We start from the raw sequence: 16,546 nt of genomic DNA on the forward strand, positions 1-16,546 counted from the left end.
CAAGCACGCCTGCGAAACGCCTCCGCTCGGTAAAGACTTTCCTACTCAGCCGCCGCCCTCTAGGGTCGGCGCACCAACAACAGAGAACATTCATTGTTCCTAGGATACGCCAGGAGACGCGGCACGCATGCAGCTAGCAGATAAGCATGAGAGCACGACGACAAAGGCCTTCGCCGGACTCAGGGTGCTGGATTTTTCGACCACCATCGCCGGTCCCCATTGCACGCGGATGCTCGCCGATATGGGCGCCGAGGTCATCAAGATCGAGACCGACGGCGGCGAGACAATGCGGACCCGGCCGCCGCTGCGCAAGGGGTGCAGCACCGTATTCGGCCAGCTCAATGTCGGCAAGAAGAGCGTCGTGCTCGACCTCAAGTCCGAGGACGGCAGGGAGGCGATCCTCCGGCTGGCCGCGACCGCCGACATCCTGGTCGAGAACTTCCGGCCGGGCGTGATGCACCGGCTGCGGCTCGACTACGACAGAATGCGCCCGGTCAATCCCAGGCTGATTTATTGCTCGATCTCGGGCTACGGCCAGAGCGGCCCCTCGGCCGAGCTGCCGGCCTATGCGCCGGTGATCCACGCGGCCTCCGGCTATGACATGGCGCATCTCGCCTACCAGCCCGGCCGTAACCGCCCCGACTATTGCGGCATCTACCATGCCGACGTCGTCACCGGCACCTACGGTTTTGGGGCGATTGCGTCGGCGCTCTATCAGCGCACGGTGACCGGGCTTGGCCAGCACATCGACGTCTCCATGCTGGAGTCGATGCTGACGCTGACTCTGATCGAGTTGCAGAGCTCGCAGTTCGCGGTGAAGCCGCCACCGCGCCCGATGTTCGGGCCGACCGAGACGGCCAATGGCTACGTCATGATCACGGTCGCGAGCGAAAAGACGTTTCAGTGTTTGATGGGCGTGATCGGCCGCCCCGACCGGATCTCCGATCCGCGCTTCTCCGCCTACGCTGCGCGCCGCGAGAACTGGGCCGACTTGATGGACGGCGTCGAGGCCTGGTCGCGGCAGCTCTCGACGGAGGCATGCCTCGTCGCACTTGGCGCGGCCGGCGTGCCGGCCTCGGCCTATCGCACCGTCTCCGAGGCGCTGGCCGATCCGCAGCTCGCGCACCGGCAGGCGCTCTCGTCGGTGGAGGATGGGGGCGGCTCGTTCCAGGTTCTCAATCTGCCGTTCCGGATGTCCGGCGCCGACACGACGCCGGCCAGGGCGATGGCCGCGCTCGGCGAGCATACGGATGCGTTGCGCGACGAGATTGGCCTCGCCGATGACGCGTCAATTCCGTCAGGCAAAACGGCCGCGCAAGGGTGACGGAAGGCTCGGTGCGGCGAGCAATGCGGCCTTGCGCGCGGCCGGCTTGCCACCGTCGGCCGGCGTAAACTAGACAGGTGCGCGTTTGTCTCGCCTCGCCGGCCGTGGCATGGTGGCGCGACAACAAGAAGCATGCGGGAGGACGCCGATGAAGAGTTTCAAGGTCGCCGATTTCAAGGCGCCGCTGCAGGAGTTCGACGAGCCCACGCCGCAGCCGTCGGGCACGCAGGTGCTGATCAAGGTGAAGGCCGCCGGCGTCTGCCACAGCGACCTCCATATCTGGGAAGGCGGTTACGATCTCGGCCATGGCCGCAAGCCGCTGTCGCTGAAGGACCGCGGCATCAATCTGCCGCTGACCATGGGCCACGAGACGGTCGGTGAAATCCTGGCTTTCGGTCCTGACGTGAAGCCGACCGACCAGGGTGATCTCAGGCTCGGCGATGTCGGCCTGGTCTATCCCTGGATCGGCTGCGGCAAGTGCGCGACCTGCCTTGGCGGCGACGAGAACATGTGCCTGACGCCGCGCTCGCTCGGCGTCTATTGCGACGGCGGCTATTCCGATCACATGCTGGTGCCGCATCCGCGCTATCTGCTGAACCTCAAAGGGCTCGATCCCGCGACCACCGCGCCCTATGCCTGCTCGGGCGTCACCACCTACAGTGCGCTGAAGAAGGTCGAGCAGCATTTCGACACGCCGATCGTGATGTTCGGCGCCGGCGGCCTCGGCCTGATGGCGCTGTCGCTGTTGAAAGCGATGGGCGGCAAGGGCGCGATCATGGTCGACATCGACGCCAGGAAGCGCGAGGCGGCGGAGAAGGCCGGCGCGCTTGCGACCGTCGATCCCAAGGCGCCGGACGCGCTGGAGCAGCTTGCCAAGAAAGCGGGCGGGCCGATCCGCGCCGTCATCGACCTCGTCGGCAATGCCGCGACGACACAGCTCGGCTTCGACTGCCTGACCAAGGGCGGCAAGCTCGTCATCGTCGGCCTGTTCGGCGGCGGTGCGACCTGGGCGCTGCCGCTGATTCCGATCAAGGCGGTGACCATCCAGGGCAGCTATGTCGGCAATCTGCGCGAGACGCAGGAACTGCTCGACCTCGTGCGAACGAAGAACGTGCCGCCGATCCCGGTGACGCGTCAGCCGCTCGCCAAGGCCAACGACGCGCTAGTGCAGTTGCAGCAGGGCGCCGTGGTCGGACGCACGGTGCTGACGCCGTAGTTTCTCTTTACGTCATTCCGGGGCGATGCAAAGCATCGAACCCGGGATCTCGAGATTCCGGGTTCAGTCCTGCGGACCGCCCCGGAATGACGCCCGAAAATGCAGGAACCCCCATGTCCGCGAACAACGCCTTCCACATTGCCGTACTCGCCGGTGACGGCATCGGCCCTGAAGTCATGGCCCCGGCGATCGAGGTGCTGCGCAAGATCGAACAGAAATCGGATTTGCGCTTCCGCTTCACCGAGGCGCCGGCCGGTGCCAACAATTATCTCGCCACCGGCAAGTCGATGCCCGAGAGCACGATCAAGCTGTGCGAGGAGGCGGATGCGATCCTGCTCGGGGCCTGCGGCCTGCCGTCGGTGCGCTACCCCGACAACACCGAGATCGCGCCGCAGATCGAGCTGCGCTTCATCTTCGATCTCTATGCCGGCGTGCGGCCGGCGCGGCTCATTCCGGGCGTGCCGAGCCCGATCGTCGGCGCCGACACGCGCGGTATCGACCTCGTCGTGATCCGCGAATCCACCGAGGGCCTGTTCGCCTCGATGGGCAAGGGCGTCGTCACCCATGAGGATGCGCGCGAGACCATGGTGATCACGCGTCGGACCTCCGAGCGCCTGTTCGAGTTCTCGTTTCGCCTCGCCGCACGCCGCAAGGCGCGCGGCAAGCCGGGGATGCTGACCTGCGTCGACAAGGCGAACGTGTTCAAGGCCTTTGCCTTCTTCCGCGGCATCTTCGACGAGATTGCCAAGAAGCATCCGGAGGTGAAGACCGACCGGCTCTATGTCGACGCCTGCTCGGCGATGCTGGTGAAGCGTCCCTGGGATTTCGACGTGATGGTGATGGAGAACATGTTCGGCGACATCGTCTCCGACATCACCGCGAGCCTGATCGGCGGTCTCGGCATGGCGCCGTCGGCCGACATCGGCGACAAATACGCCGTGTTCCAGCCTTGCCACGGCACCGCGCCCGATATCATGGGGCAGGGCAAGGCCAATCCGACCGGCATGATCCTGTCGGCCGCGATGATGCTGGACTGGATCGCGGACAAGCACGGCGTCGAGAGCGCGGCAGAAGCCGGCGAGACGATCGAACGTGCGGTGGACCAGGTCTATGCCGGCGGCATCAAGCCGATGGAGTTCGGCGGCAGCAACGGCACGGCCGACATCACGAAGGCGGTGCTGGGGGCGCTGTAGTCAGATGCCAAGAGAAAGGGGCCTCGCGGCCCCTTCGTCGTTCACCAGCGATGCCAGTGACGGTGACCCCAGCCCCATGGGCGCGGGCCGCCATAGTACCTGCGCGGGCCACCGTAATAGCCATAGGCGCCGTAATAGTTCGGACGCCACCAGCAGCGGCCCCATTGATTACAGACCATTCGGACCTGATCGACGTCAGCGGCCGGACCGCTTGCGACGCGATCGGCTTGGGGAATGCCGTTCGGCATCGCCGCGAGCGCTTGCCCTGACGCCAGTGCAGCGCTGCCGAGCGCGGCCAGACCAAGCACAGCAAACTTGAGTTTCATCGCAATCTCCCTCGTTGGTGGCGGAAGAACTTGCGACGGATCAGTTGGTTGCTATCGCGGTGCAGGAGGCAGAGGAATTTAATCTTCCTGAATGCCGGTTCAGCTTCACCGCCCCGAAAATTGCGGCTTGCGCTTCTCCATGAAGGCCTGCCGGCCCTCGCGAAAATCGGCGGAGTCCATGCAGGCATGGCCGATCGCCTTGATCGCCTCCATGTCGCGACCGCTTTCGTCCTTCAGCACCTGTGCGATGGTGATCTTGGCGGCCTTGATCGCGAGCGGGGCGTTCTGCGAGATCGTCGCGGCGATCGCCATGGTCTCGCCCCAGAGCTGATCGTCCGGGACCACGCGCTCGACGAGGCCAATGCGCAGCGCTTCCGCGGAATCGATCCGCATGCCCGTGTACATCAGCAGCCGCGCCCAGGACGGGCCGACCAACGACACCAGGTGCCGCAATCCGTCGTAGCCATAGGCGATGCCGAGCTTTGCCGCGGGAATGCCGAACTGGCTGCCATGCGCAGCGATGCGGATGTCGGCGAGCATCGCGACCTGCATGCCGCCGCCGAGACAAAAGCCCTGGATGCAGGCGATCGTCGGCTTGGGATAGTCGGCGAGCAGCGCGCGCTGGGCGGCGCTGCGCCTGGCGTATTCCTCGGACGCCGCCGCGTTGTGGCGCGTCTTCTCGAACTGGCTGATGTCGGCGCCGGATACGAACGCCTTGCCGCCGGCGCCGCGCAGGATCACGACGCGCACCGCGTCGTCGTCGCGCAAGGCCGTCAGTGCCTCGCCAAATCCTTCCCACATCTCCAGCGACATCGCATTGCGCTTGTCGGGATTGTTGAAGGTGATCACGCCGACGCCATCAGTGGCGTGCTTGAGGATCTTGCCGTCGGCGTAGGAAGTTTCATTGGAAATGTCGGGCATCGCGCGCTCGCTTGTCGTAGGCCGGGCGCAATGTGCTGCCGGGCCGAGGTCCGGGTCAACCGCGGCGAGGCGAGGGGCTCTGCATCCGCCTGTGCCGCGATTGCATGGCGCGGCTACCGCGCCGATCCTAGCGCGTCATGTGCGCGGTCAGCGGATGGCTGCCGGCATTGCTGAAGAAGGCCGCCTCTTCCGCGGTCGCCTCCAGCAACTGCTCGTCCTGGTTATAGACGTCGTTGCGGAACTGGACGGTCTGGTCCTTGGTCATCCACGCCGTGAGATAGATCCAGGCCACCGGGACCTTCTTCGCCATGGCGACGTCGAGGTGCTGGCCGGTCGCGATTTCAGCGTCGATCGCGGCGCGGCTCCACTTCGGCTGGTCCTTGAGCAGCCAGGCGGCGAGATCGCGCACGTTGTCGACGCGCGAGCAGCCGTGGGAATCGAAACGGTAGTCGTCGCTGAACAGATTGCGCTGGTTGGTGTCGTGCATGTAAACCGAGTAGGCGTTCGGCATGTCGATCTTCACCGCGCCGAGCGCGTTGAAGGTGCCGTTCTGCTGGCGCACGGTGAAGTTCGGCGTATGCGTGCCGGACCAGTCGACCGAATGCGGATCGATCGGATTGTCGTGGGCGTCGAGCACCTCCATGTGCATACGCGACAGGTAGGTCGGGTCCTTGCGCATATGCGCGGAGATTTCGGTCTTGGCGATCGATGACGGCACCGTCCAGGTCGGATTGAGAACGACGCTGGTGATCTGGGCCGTCAGTGTCGGCGAGGGCTTTTCGGTCTTGCCGACGATGACGCGATAGCGCCGCACCACGACGTCGTTCTCGACCGCTTCGGCAAAGGCCGCGGGGATGTTGACCACGACATAGCGCTGGCCGAAGCCGAAATTCATGTTCTCGAGCCGCTGGAGCGAAGCCTCCAGCTGCCGGATGCGCTTCTGCACGGAAACGTTCATCGCCGCGAGCGTGCGCGGCGTCACCATGCCGGTCGGCGCCAGCCCGTGGCGAGCCTGGAAACGCTTCACCGCGTCCGCGAGATCCTGGTCGAAGGCGCCGCTTGCCTTGTCGGCGGAAAGGTCGCCGGAGACGATCAGCCGCTTGCGCAGCAGGTCGTCATTGGCGCCCTGGACGCCGAGTGCGAATTTGGCGTCTGCCGGGATCGTCGGCCAGCCGCCGCGCACCGCGAGATCGGAATAGCTGAGCGCCGCGTCCTTGATGCGCTGGGCTGAGCCCTCGTCATAGGTCGGCTCGTGCGTCATCGCGAGCGCTGCGGCCGAGCGGCTTTCCGGCGTCGAGGCCGAGGTCGACGCGGCGGTTTTCGGCGCGGCCGCGTGGGCCGGATTGGCGGCGGCCGGCACGGTGCCGCCCGACGCCGCCGGGCTGGAGCCGGCCTGGCCCGTGGTCTCGGTCTGCGCGAGCGCGGAAGCGCTGGCGAAGAGGCCCATGGCAATCATCACGGCATGGCGCTTCGACATCTGTCTTGTTCTTCCCCTGAGGACGAGGCCCGGACGAGCGCTCGCATTGGCAATTTCCCGGTCGCCGCGCCGCGGGCGCCGATTGGTAAGATCGGCGGGAAGCTAGGGCATCAATATTGAGGTCCCATTAAGCACGGCAGTCGAAAACTCCGCGCGTCCAGTGCGGAGTCTCTCGATTGGGTCGCGGCAGGGTGGAGATGGGTTCGCGAAAACCGCGGGCGGGGGCAGGGAAAAGATGAAGAAAAAGATCAAGAAAAAGGCCAAAAAAAAGGGCGGTCAGGCCGCCCGAATGCCGCGCGCGGACGGCGCGCAGGCCAAATCCGATCCAGCAGGTCTCGTTCAATCCGGCCGCGCCCCCGTGACGCGGTGGATTGAACGTCGGCCTTGAAGGCCAGACCGCCGAGATGGATCAGGCTTCGTTCGCCGCGATCGATTCCATCAGCGAGACGAGCTGACGCTGCACCGTCTGGTCCTTGATCTTGCTGTAGGCGCGCAGCAGGCGGAGGCTGAAGGCCGAATCGAGGAACAGCAGGCTCTCGACTTCGCGCGCCTTGTTGTCGCCGTCGTAGAAGAAGGTCACGGGCACGTCGAGGGCGGTGGCGATCTGCTGAAGCCGAGCCGCGCCGACGCGATTGACGCCCTTCTCGTATTTCTGAACCTGCTGGAAGCTGACGCCGAGCTTCTCGCCGAGCTCGGCCTGCGAGATCTTCATCTCGACGCGCCGCAGACGGATCCGTTTGCCAAGCTCGATGTCGGGCTTGCCGGCACTGCGTTGCTTCATTCTTTTCGCCGCTGTTTTCATGTTCGTTCTCACCGTTCTTCGGTTGAAAATCCCCCGAAGAGCTGGGTCAGGGGTTCGCCCATATACGAGTCCTTGAATTCATGCGGGTGCACGAACTCTTCCTTAAACCACGGGAAGCGAGCCGGATTGAAAGCCTCGATCAGCCAGTCAATCATGTGCCGTACCCGCGGAATTCGGCCGCTACCGGGATGGTAGGACAACCAGATATCCAGCGGTCGGTTCAGCTCGACCTCCAGTGGAATCAACTTCCCGCCAAGCGCGACGGCGTAGCTCGGGAATACGCCGATTCCGGCGCCATTCGCGACAGCCCAGTAGTTGGCGCTTGAGACGTTGGTCTTCATGACCAGAAGGTCACGTTCAGGAACGCCCGGGAAGAAGCTCTCGAAAGTTTCCTTGGCGGCGAGCTGGTCGGCGAATTGCAGCACTAGGCGGTGCTTGATCAATTCCATTGCCGAGCGCGGAGCGCCATGTTTCTCGATGTATTTCTCGGAGGCCCAGAACATCAGATGCATGCGGCCGAGCCGCACCAGCTTGACGTCGAGCGCGGAAGGACGCGACAGGTGGATGGCGACGTCAGCCTCGTGGCGGGAGACGTCTGCGGATCGCATCGCGCAATGCAGGTCGACCAGAATCTTCGGATAGGCCTGCTGGAATTCGACCAGGCGCGGGGCGAGCCAGAACGTCCCAAGGCCCTCGGTCACCGCGACGCGGACCTCGCCGGACAGGACATTGGCCGTCGAATCGCTGGTGCGCAGCACGTCGAACGCAGCCGCCTCCATTCGTTCGACGGCGGAGACCACCATCGTGCCCTCGTCAGTCAGGTGGGTGCCGTGCACGTCGCGGGTGAAAAGGGTAGTGCCGGTCTGACGCTCGAAATCGTCGATGCGTCGGCGGACGGCGTTGATCGACAGCGACAGACGTTCGGCCGCCGAGCGGAAACTTCCGGATCGGACGACTTCCAGGAAAATCCGGGCGGCATCCCAATCCGAGAGGCCGCTGAGATTTGCTTTTTGGCGTTCCTCTAGTGGAACGCCCCTTTCCGCCAAGGAGTGCATACAAGTCCCTTCGGGTTGTTAAACTGGCAGAATCTGGCGCAAACCACAACCACGACGGGTTGGGGAATGGCGAGTTTTGAACGCCATCCTTACTACCTCGAAGGTGGTATCTGAGTGCGGCCAAGGGCTGGGAATCGGGCAAACTTTCGCCCGAATGAGGGGTGTCGCGTGAGTTCCGTTGCGAGCCGTGAAATGGCTGCGGGATTGTCGGCGCTGTCCGCAATGGATCTGCTTGCGAGAGAGGCGTTCCCGCCTTCCAGGACGGATCGATCACAGCGCATCGTGCGTTCTACCCTTCGTCGTTTCGATGATGGCCAATTAAGCAGCGGGGCGATGTTCGCCGGAACCGCAGTTTCAACGCAGAAACACACTGAAATCATGTTCAGAGGCGCAGCGGCCTCGTGCTATCGTTGGCTCTCCATGGGGGCCAGAGGGGTCGTCACCAACACGTCTCGCAGGCCGAATTAACGGAAAGAACGCCGGTGTCGCATTCAGACGAACAGTTGCAGTCGGTGCTGGAAACGCTCGAGGAGTGCCGCAGGGTTCTCAACGAGATCAATAGCCGTGAGTCGGCCGAGCTGCTGTCCATTGTCATCCTGGACGTGCGGATGAAACTCAAAGGAATTGACAGTGCCGATCTCAAGGCATTGTGCGACGAAATGCTGCGGAGCGCTGCAAGCGAACCGCCCCCCCCCTCCAAGCAGACGCAGGACCAGCCCCGGCGTCCGCTGCTCCGCGTGGTGAAGTAGCCGCGCCGCCGGATCTCGCTTTTTGGCGAGGTTTGTGCGCGTCCCGATGCCGCATCTGTGATTGCGGACGGCATCGGGAGGAGCCCTGGTTTTGTGCGCCTCTGTTGCGCATTTTCCGGCATCGGCTACACCAGAGCCGGTGCTCCGGGCCGCGCGCATTCCCCGCGCGCCGCGCCGGCGCCTGAGATGGCTCCGACTGCATCATGCAAAATGTTTCGATCCCGGCGGCGCTGATTGCCGGCCTCGTCAGCTTCCTCTCCCCATGCGTCCTGCCGCTGGTCCCGCCCTACCTGATCTATCTCACGGGCGCGACGATCGAGCATGTCGAGAGCGACGAGCCGTCATCGGCCTCCAAGCGCGCAATCATGATGTCGGCGCTTCTGTTCGTGCTCGGCTTCTCCACCGTGTTTGTGGCGCTCGGCGCCAGCGCCTCGCTGGTCGGCGGGCTGATCCGGGCCTGGTCGGCGGAGCTGTCGATCCTCGCCGGCGTCGTCATCATCGTGATGGGTCTGCACTTCCTCGGCCTGACGCGCATCGGCCTGTTGATGCGCGAGGGCCGGCTGCCGATCCCGAAACCCGTCGGCCTGTGGGGCGCCTACATCATGGGCCTCGCCTTCGCCTTCGGCTGGACGCCCTGCATCGGCCCGATCCTCGCCGCGATCCTCTCGATCGCCGCGGCCGAAGCCACGGTGACCAAGGGCGCAGGGCTCCTCGCGGTCTATTCCGCGGGCCTCGGCATTCCCTTCCTGATCGCCGCGCTGATGATCGAGCAGTTCTCCGCGCTGTTCGCGCGCATGAAGGGCCATCTCGTCAATGTCGAGCGCGCCATGGGCGTGTTGATGGTGATCACCGGCATCGGCTTTCTCACCGGCGGGGTCTCGAATGTGAGCATCTGGCTGCTGGAGACGTTTCCGGCGTTGCAGACGTTCGGGTAGGGCGTGTCGAATGGGAGTGCTGCAATCATTCCATGCTCAGCAAAGCCGGAAGGTCGCTCATGCGATGAAAGAGGTCGTCGCAGACAGCTGCTAACTCTTGCTCAATTTCCGGATCACCTCCGGTAAAACCGAGGACCCTCATTCCTGCGGCCTTTGCTGCGTAAATCCCGGACAATGAGTCCTCAACAACGATGCAACGTGAGGGGTGAGCGCCCAACGTCTGCGCAGCATGCAGAAACAGGCCGGGGTCCGGCTTCCACGAACCAACCTCGTACGCACTGAATATGCGTCCTTCGAAGTGCCCCAGCAAGCTCGTCAATCCGAGTGCATGCGTGAGTTTCGACATGGGTCCGTTAGACGCCACGCAAACCGGAGCGGTGATTGCGGCCAACGCTGCATGGATTCCCTCGACAGGCCTCAGTTCGGCATCAAAAGCTAGCGCGGTTGCTTGCCGAACGTCGGCGACGAAAGTGTCTCGGACACTGCGGCCTAACCGGCGCTCGATTTCGCGCACGCAGTCCGTCATCTTCACCCCTCGGAACGAACGTATCGCGTCTTCCATGCTGATCGCCACGCCTTCCTTAGATGCTGTCCGGACCAGCACGGTCAGGGCAATGATCTCACTATCGACCAGGACACCGTCCGAATCGAAGATAATGAGTTCGGGACTTGCACAGGTCATCCTTGCGATGCTCCAAGCACATAGTTCATCGGTACTTCTCGCTATATCCGGGTCGGTGGACGGGGGCCATACCGGGCCGATTGAATTCAGGGCGCGTACTCACGAACGTCATGAGCACGCGCCCCGTTCGGCCTAACTCAACAGGCGGTCAGTAGTCCCAGAAGGCCGGCACAAAACGGAAGGCGTCGCCGTCGATCGCCACCCGGCCGATGGACGGGAACGGCAGGTGAGTGGCCACCAGCATCTCGCCGGTCTCGGCAAGCTCTCGCAAGAGACGGACACGAACGCGCGCGGCCTCCTCGGGATCGTGCTCGAAGCCGTTGTGCCAGTCGGGTTGTTCGAACCCGACCGCAAACACGGCGTCGCCGGCGAATGTCAGCGCATCGCCGCCGGACGCTACGCGCACCACGCTGTGTCCGGGGGTGTGACCGCCGGTGCGACGGGCGATGACGCCGGGCGCAATCTCGTGGGTCTCATCGAACTGCCGCAACTGACTGCCGTACTCGCTCACGAACCGCTTGGCGGTCGCGCGAAGCGCGTCCGGGAATCCCTGCGGCATGGCGGTCTGCGAGAAATCGGGCGACTCCCAGAATTTGACCTCGGCGGCGGCCACGTGGATCCGCAGGTCCTTGCGCAATCGCTTTTTCATCCCGTCGACCAGCAGCCCGCCGATGTGGTCCATGTGCAGATGGGTCAGCACCAGATCGGTCACGGACGACAGATCGATGCCGGCAGCCTCCAGTCGCTTGATCAACTGTCCGGCCCGCGGCAGGTGCAAGTTTGGGTCGGACCCCAGTCCAGCGTCGATCAGGATGGTCTTGCCGCCGCTGCGCACCATGACCGCATTCAGCGCCCAGTCGAAGGCATCCTGTGGCAGGAACATGTCGTGCAGCCAGGCCGCACGTTCGGCCGGGGCGGCGTTGTGCGCCAACATCGTGGTTGGCAGCGGCAGCACGCCGTCGCTGACCACCAGCACGTCGATCTCGCCGACCTTCAGCGCGTAGCGCGACGGAACGAGCTCTTCAGGTCCGGATGACACGGGGTACGAGGTGTTGTGCAGATTCATGTCTGTCTCCTGTTTCATGGGAAGGTGGTTGGTCCTGGTTCTGGCTGGTCTTGGTTGAGCGGACCGCGTAGCCAGGAGAGCGCGGCCGTCATCGCCTCGTGTGGTTAGAGACTGGTCACGCCCTCCGGATCGGCCGACGCGAGCGCCGCGGCGCGCTCGGCCTTCGGCGGATAGATCCAGACGGTGTTGATCTCCTGCTTGGTCTTCTTGGCGACGTCGCCGACCAGCTCGACCTTGCGCTCCCAGCCGCGCGTGAACACCGCGCCGGCTTCGCCGAGATCGAGGCAGGTGACGTAGGCCTTCTGGTGATACGGCCTGGTCGGAACGCCCAGCAGCTCGGCGGCGGCGTTGTTGCCGGCAAAGGCTCCCATGCGCGTGGCGTGCTGGCACGACATCAGCGCGTAATTGCCCTCGTCGTCGCATGCGGCGCGCGCAGCATCGCCGGTGGCGAAGACGCCGGCGACGACAGGCACGCGCAGATCGCGGTCCACCAGCAGGCGGCCGAAATTGTCGTGCTCGGCGGGAATCTGCGCGGTCAATGGCGCGGCGCGGATGCCGGCCGCCCAGACCACCGTCTCGGTTTCGATATGTTCGCCGGTCGATAGCGTCACGCCGGATTTGTCGAGCGAGACGACGCCGGCCCCGAGCCGCATCTCGACGCCGAGCTTGCGCAACGCATCCTCGATGAGCGGGCGGGGGTTTTCGCCCATGTCGGGCGCGATCGCGCTGTTGCGCTCGACGATGATGACGCGCGTCCTGGAGTCCTTGCCGAAGATGTTGCGCAGGCGCGCGGGCAGCTCGGTTGCCGCCTCGATGCCGGTGAAGCCGCCGCCGGCAACGACGACCGTGTCGCGTCCGTTCACGGCCGGCCGGTCGGCCAGACCGTGCAGATGCTTGTCGAGTGCGATCGCGTCATCGAGCGAGTCGACGCTGAAGCCGTGCTCGGCAAGGCCGGGAATGTTGGGGCGGAACAGCCGGCTGCCGGTGGCGATCACGAGGCGGTCGTAGGACAGTGTCGTGCGCGTGCCCCTGGGAGTGGCGATCTGCACCATCCGCGCCTTGGTGTCGATCGTCTCGGCGCTGCCCTGGATGTAGTCGACGTCGATCGCCCTGAGGACATCGAGCAGCGGTGCCGTCAGGGTTTCCGGCTTCGGCTCGTAGAGCCGCGGGCGGACCACCAGCGTCGGCTCCGGTGCGATCAGGGCGATTTCGAGATCGTCAGGCGAAACGCCCTGGATGTCGCGCAGGCGGGCCGAGGAGAGGGCGGCGTACATGCCGGCGAAGCCGGCGCCAATGATGAGCAGTCGCATGTGGTTGACTCCTGGGGTTAGTACTCGGGACGTGCGCGCGTCATCGCCGCCGCCTTGTGTGGGCAGAGCCTGTGCGATCGACGATGACGCGACGAGGTGAAACGGAGACCGCCGGACCCTTACGGCGCGGTGCAGTTCGGCAGTGAGGACAGCAGCGCAGGGCCATCACATGCCGCCGGGCAGCTTCTCGGGCCCGATGTCCAGCCGCGCAGAGCTGCCGGCACCATCGGTTTTCTGGGCCAACCCTGATTGATCAGGATTGACGTCGCGGGATTGGCGTTTTGCGTCGCTTGTAAGGTCGCTTCTTCGGCTGTCGGCTGGGTGAAGCGTACGGTCAGCGAGAGCCCATACAGCAGCGCCGACGTGATGGCTTTCCGTCGCGGTGCGATTGCAAGGTGTTTCCAGTCCATCGTTGGTCTCCGTCCGCGTCGTGCGATGCCAAGATGTTTAGCGAACCAGATATCCGACTGCCCCAGAGCGATTGCCGTCCCTGTCGAGAGATTGCTGCTAACGCATGCGCCTGCGCCAATCGCTCGGCGTTTCACCCGTCAGCTTCTTGAAGGCCGCGGCGAAGGCGGTCTGCGAGGAATAGCCAAGCGCTGCGGCAACCGAGACGACCGATTCGTCGCTCTCCCGCAGCATGTTCATGGCCTGCTCGAGCCTGTGCTGGCGCAGCCAGGCATGCGGCGAGAGCCCGGTGCTCTCCTTGAAGGCACGGCAGAAGTGAAAGCGCGAGAGGCCGGCATCGGAAGCCAGCGCATCGAGCGAGATGTCCGCATCGCGGTCCGAGCGCAACCGTTCGATCGCACGGAGCAGGACCTTCGGCGACAGCCCGCCCATGGTCTGTTGAAAATTGGTTGGCGAACCGGTGTGGGCAACCAGCAGGCGGGTGGCCAGAAGATCCGTCAGTTGATGACGGAACAACGTATCCAGGGCTCCGTTGCCCCCCAGCGCATCCGCTGCACTCAAGAGCAGTCTGGACGTGATGGGATCGGGATGCGCCGTCCGCTCCAGCAGGTCGGCCGGTTTTGCGGTCCCGGCTTCGTCGGCAACGCGCTTCAGTGTTGCATTCGGAAGATAGAGCTGGACCACATCGACAGGCTTCGGAATATCCCATCGGGAGCTCGATCCTTCCGGAATGATGATCACCGCTCCAGGACGAAACGTGCCGATCGCAACCGATTTTCCCGACCGCCGCTCCATACGCTGCATCATGCCGTTGTACGCCATGATCACATGGTGGCTCATGGGCTCGACGACGTCGTGCAATGGATCATGTTTCCAGTGGGCGATGCCGGCGCCGGAGGAATCCAATGCCATGCGAGCCGGTTCGGTCCTGAGCACCCGCGCCATCTCTGCGTCGGCGGCCCGCCGTTCGGAGGTCGAGCCATCGTCCGGCTGTGCGCCGGGTGCGGACGGCACGCCGTTGTGCGAGGGATTGCGCATGAGTGTGCTGCTCTCGATCATTGGGTGGCTCCTCCTGATCGCATCGAGCTTCGGATCAGGTGCCCGTATTTGTACGGGTCGGCGCACGTTCTAGGCGGCGCAAACTCCCAGCGTCTTTCCTGAAGCGGCCATGCTTTGTCCGATCCTGCTCCGGGCAGGCGCGCGTTTTCGAGAATGCACGACGGGCGGCGCTGAGTTGCCTGGGTCTTGAACGGAGGTTTTGTGAAAGACGTTTTATGACAAAAGGTGCGAGGCCTTCACATGGCTATCGCTCTAACCCGCAAATCCGGCATTGGGGATGACCATCCCGTTGATTCACCGCGCCTCGTCCAGCGCGCAGGTCACCGTGCAGACGACGCCGCGCGGCAGGAAATCGACGGTTGCCTCGCCGCCGAGCTGGTCGCGGGCGCTGCGCTCGATCAGGCGCGAGCCGAAGCCGCGCCGCACCGGCGCCGTCACCGGCGGTCCGCCGATCTCGCTCCAGATCAGCCGCAGGCGCGGCTTCGGTGTGTCCGCGATGACTTCCCAGTCCAGCGTCACCCGGCCGGTCTCATTGGACAGCGCGCCATATTTCGCGGCGTTGGTGGCGATCTCGTGCACGATCATCGACAGCACCACGGCAAGTCGCGGCGACAGCGGCACCGCGGGGCCGTCCATCCGGATGCGCTCGGGCGCATTGAGCAGGAACGGCTGGAGCGCGCGCGTGATCACCTCCTTCAGTTCCGAGCCGGCCCATTTCTCCTGGCTGAGCAGATTGTGCGCCTCGGCGAGCGCGCCGAGGCGGCCCTCGAACTTGGCCCGCTCCTCGCGGCTCGCGCTGCGGAAGGTCTGCACCGCGATCGCCTGCATCAGGGCCAGCGTGTTCTTGACGCGGTGGTTGAGCTCCTCGATCAGCAGATCGTGCAGCATCTCGCCGCGTGCGATCGTCGTCGCCATGCGGACAGCAAAGGTGAGGCCGGTGAGCAGCAGGATGCCGCCGATCAGGCTGGTGACGGCGATGTTGCGCCAGAGCGGGGCGATCAGTGAACTCTCGGCGACGCCGGCAGCCACGGTCCAGCCGGTCAGCCCCGAACGGGTGTAGGCGGCGGCGAGCGCGACGCCGTCGAGCGACACGGTCGGAAGCGCCGCCTCGTCGCTGCGGAACATCTCGGCGTAGAGCGACGGCGACGCGCGTTTGCCGAATGTCTCGCTGGGGTTCGGCGCGCGCGCGAACACGGTGCCCTTGGCATCGAGCAGGCTTACCGTCCATTGCCGGTCCGGGCGCTGCTTCTCCACCAGATCCTGAAAGATGCTGATCGGCGGGCTGAAGCAGAGGTCGTAGATCACCTCGCCGTTGCGAAACACCGGCACTTCGACGGTGAGAACCTGCCGCCCGTTGAGCGCGCCGGTGAACAGGTCGGAATATTGCGGCGCCCTGGTCGCAAACACCTTCTCGACGATCTCCAGATTGCCGCGCGGCGGCAGGCTCGCGGTGTCCTCCGTCGCCGAGGAGAACAGCAGCTGGCCCTTGCGGTCGGAGATCAGCACCAGGCCGCCCTTGCCATACTGGTCGAGGAAGCCGAGCGCGATGCGGCGAAAGTTCGGGAAGTCGTCGTTGCGCAGCGAGTTCGTCAGTGCGAGCACCTGCAAGCCGCCGGTCATCCGCTGCACCTCGGAATCCAGCACCAGGCGCATGCTGCGCACGTTCTCCAGCACGCGGCGCGTCGCGTCGCTGCGGTCCTGCTTGTAGTTGTAGACGGCAATGCCAACGGCGAAGACGATCAGCGGCAACATCGTCCCCGTGACCAGGAGAGCGAGCCGGACCGGAAGGGTGAACCTGGACAAACGTGGGCGTCCCGATTCCAGCGCGACGGCGCCGGATTATGATTTTATCAGACCATACGGTCAGGACGTGCGCCGCGCCATGATTTTTGCATTCAGCGAGCAGACCAGACGGAATCTTTGCAGCGCGGCCGCAGGTGTCTGCCGGTCAGCTCATGCCGATTGCGGCCAGCAACAGGCAGATGGCGTAGATGGCCGCCAGGCTGACACCGGCGATCCGGGC

General features: G+C 64.6%; 17 protein-coding genes. 6 read left to right on the forward strand and 11 right to left on the reverse strand.

Going from position 1 to position 16,546, the window contains the following annotated elements:
- Positions 1–127: 127 nt before the first annotated feature.
- The 3 genes from WN73_RS42940 to WN73_RS42950 all read left to right on the forward strand — a co-directional run bounded on the left by WN73_RS42940 (position 128) and on the right by WN73_RS42950 (position 3,733).
- Positions 128–1,324, forward strand: coding sequence for a CaiB/BaiF CoA transferase family protein (locus tag WN73_RS42940; RefSeq protein WP_271558293.1), 1,197 nt, complete (start codon positions 128–130; stop codon positions 1,322–1,324).
- Positions 1,325–1,472: 148 nt separating this feature from the next.
- Complete coding sequence (locus WN73_RS42945; RefSeq protein WP_271558294.1) at positions 1,473–2,540, forward strand: alcohol dehydrogenase; 1,068 nt, start codon at positions 1,473–1,475, stop codon at positions 2,538–2,540.
- Between the two features lie 113 nt (positions 2,541–2,653).
- Complete coding sequence (locus WN73_RS42950) at positions 2,654–3,733, forward strand: isocitrate/isopropylmalate dehydrogenase family protein (protein WP_271558296.1); 1,080 nt, start codon at positions 2,654–2,656, stop codon at positions 3,731–3,733.
- A 41-nt stretch (positions 3,734–3,774) separates the two neighbouring features.
- On the opposite strand, the gene WN73_RS42955 is transcribed toward WN73_RS42950, so the two are convergent.
- From WN73_RS42955 to WN73_RS42965, 3 genes are all read right to left on the reverse strand, one after another.
- Complete coding sequence (locus WN73_RS42955; RefSeq protein WP_271558298.1) at positions 3,775–4,059, reverse strand: hypothetical protein; 285 nt, start codon at positions 4,057–4,059, stop codon at positions 3,775–3,777.
- A gap of 105 nt (positions 4,060–4,164) precedes the next feature.
- The gene (locus WN73_RS42960) at positions 4,165–4,980 is read right to left on the reverse strand and encodes an enoyl-CoA hydratase (RefSeq protein ID WP_271558300.1); all 816 of its coding nucleotides are present in this window, start codon (positions 4,978–4,980) and stop codon (positions 4,165–4,167) included.
- A gap of 127 nt (positions 4,981–5,107) precedes the next feature.
- Entirely contained in the window at positions 5,108–6,457 is a 1,350-nt protein-coding gene (locus WN73_RS42965; protein WP_271558302.1) for a L,D-transpeptidase family protein, read from the reverse strand.
- Positions 6,458–6,692: 235 nt separating this feature from the next.
- Here WN73_RS42965 and WN73_RS42970 point away from each other — a divergent pair, with 235 nt between their 5' ends.
- Positions 6,693–6,845, forward strand: coding sequence for a hypothetical protein (locus tag WN73_RS42970; RefSeq protein ID WP_171901239.1), 153 nt, complete (start codon positions 6,693–6,695; stop codon positions 6,843–6,845).
- Positions 6,846–6,866: 21 nt separating this feature from the next.
- On the opposite strand, the gene WN73_RS42975 is transcribed toward WN73_RS42970, so the two are convergent.
- Together WN73_RS42975 and WN73_RS42980 are read right to left on the reverse strand one after the other, a co-directional pair.
- The gene (locus tag WN73_RS42975; protein WP_014497036.1) at positions 6,867–7,238 is read right to left on the reverse strand and encodes a helix-turn-helix domain-containing protein; all 372 of its coding nucleotides are present in this window, start codon (positions 7,236–7,238) and stop codon (positions 6,867–6,869) included.
- Between the two features lie 29 nt (positions 7,239–7,267).
- On the reverse strand, positions 7,268–8,314 hold the full coding sequence (locus WN73_RS42980; RefSeq protein ID WP_011085570.1) for a LysR family transcriptional regulator: 1,047 nt from the start codon (positions 8,312–8,314) through the stop codon (positions 7,268–7,270).
- 482 nt (positions 8,315–8,796) lie between these two features.
- Here WN73_RS42980 and WN73_RS42985 point away from each other — a divergent pair, with 482 nt between their 5' ends.
- On the forward strand, positions 8,797–9,063 hold the full coding sequence (locus WN73_RS42985; protein WP_011085572.1) for a hypothetical protein: 267 nt from the start codon (positions 8,797–8,799) through the stop codon (positions 9,061–9,063).
- Between the two features lie 203 nt (positions 9,064–9,266).
- The gene (locus tag WN73_RS42990; RefSeq protein WP_271558307.1) at positions 9,267–9,998 is read left to right on the forward strand and encodes a cytochrome c biogenesis CcdA family protein; all 732 of its coding nucleotides are present in this window, start codon (positions 9,267–9,269) and stop codon (positions 9,996–9,998) included.
- Between the two features lie 25 nt (positions 9,999–10,023).
- On the opposite strand, the gene WN73_RS42995 is transcribed toward WN73_RS42990, so the two are convergent.
- The 6 genes from WN73_RS42995 to WN73_RS43020 all read right to left on the reverse strand — a co-directional run bounded on the left by WN73_RS42995 (position 10,024) and on the right by WN73_RS43020 (position 16,275).
- A complete protein-coding gene (locus tag WN73_RS42995) occupies positions 10,024–10,680 on the reverse strand; it encodes an HAD family hydrolase (RefSeq protein WP_271558309.1) in 657 nt (218 codons plus the stop codon).
- A gap of 148 nt (positions 10,681–10,828) precedes the next feature.
- Positions 10,829–11,746, reverse strand: coding sequence for an MBL fold metallo-hydrolase (locus WN73_RS43000; RefSeq protein WP_271558311.1), 918 nt, complete (start codon positions 11,744–11,746; stop codon positions 10,829–10,831).
- 104 nt (positions 11,747–11,850) lie between these two features.
- Positions 11,851–13,056, reverse strand: a complete 1,206-nt coding sequence (locus WN73_RS43005; RefSeq protein WP_271558313.1) for an NAD(P)/FAD-dependent oxidoreductase — start codon at positions 13,054–13,056, stop codon at positions 11,851–11,853.
- Positions 13,057–13,175: 119 nt separating this feature from the next.
- Positions 13,176–13,466 carry a hypothetical protein gene (locus WN73_RS43010; RefSeq protein ID WP_271558316.1) on the reverse strand — a complete coding sequence of 97 codons (291 nt, stop codon included), beginning with the start codon at positions 13,464–13,466 and terminating at the stop codon, positions 13,176–13,178.
- 97 nt (positions 13,467–13,563) lie between these two features.
- Positions 13,564–14,502 (reverse strand): helix-turn-helix domain-containing protein, encoded by a 939-nt coding sequence (locus WN73_RS43015; protein ID WP_271558455.1) that lies wholly within the window; start codon positions 14,500–14,502, stop codon positions 13,564–13,566.
- 315 nt (positions 14,503–14,817) lie between these two features.
- The gene (locus WN73_RS43020) at positions 14,818–16,275 is read right to left on the reverse strand and encodes a sensor histidine kinase (protein ID WP_271558456.1); all 1,458 of its coding nucleotides are present in this window, start codon (positions 16,273–16,275) and stop codon (positions 14,818–14,820) included.
- Positions 16,276–16,546: the final 271 nt, after the last annotated feature.

The organism is Bradyrhizobium sp. CCBAU 45394, from assembly GCF_028128655.1.
In the GTDB taxonomy this organism is placed as follows: domain Bacteria; phylum Pseudomonadota; class Alphaproteobacteria; order Rhizobiales; family Xanthobacteraceae; genus Bradyrhizobium; species Bradyrhizobium diazoefficiens.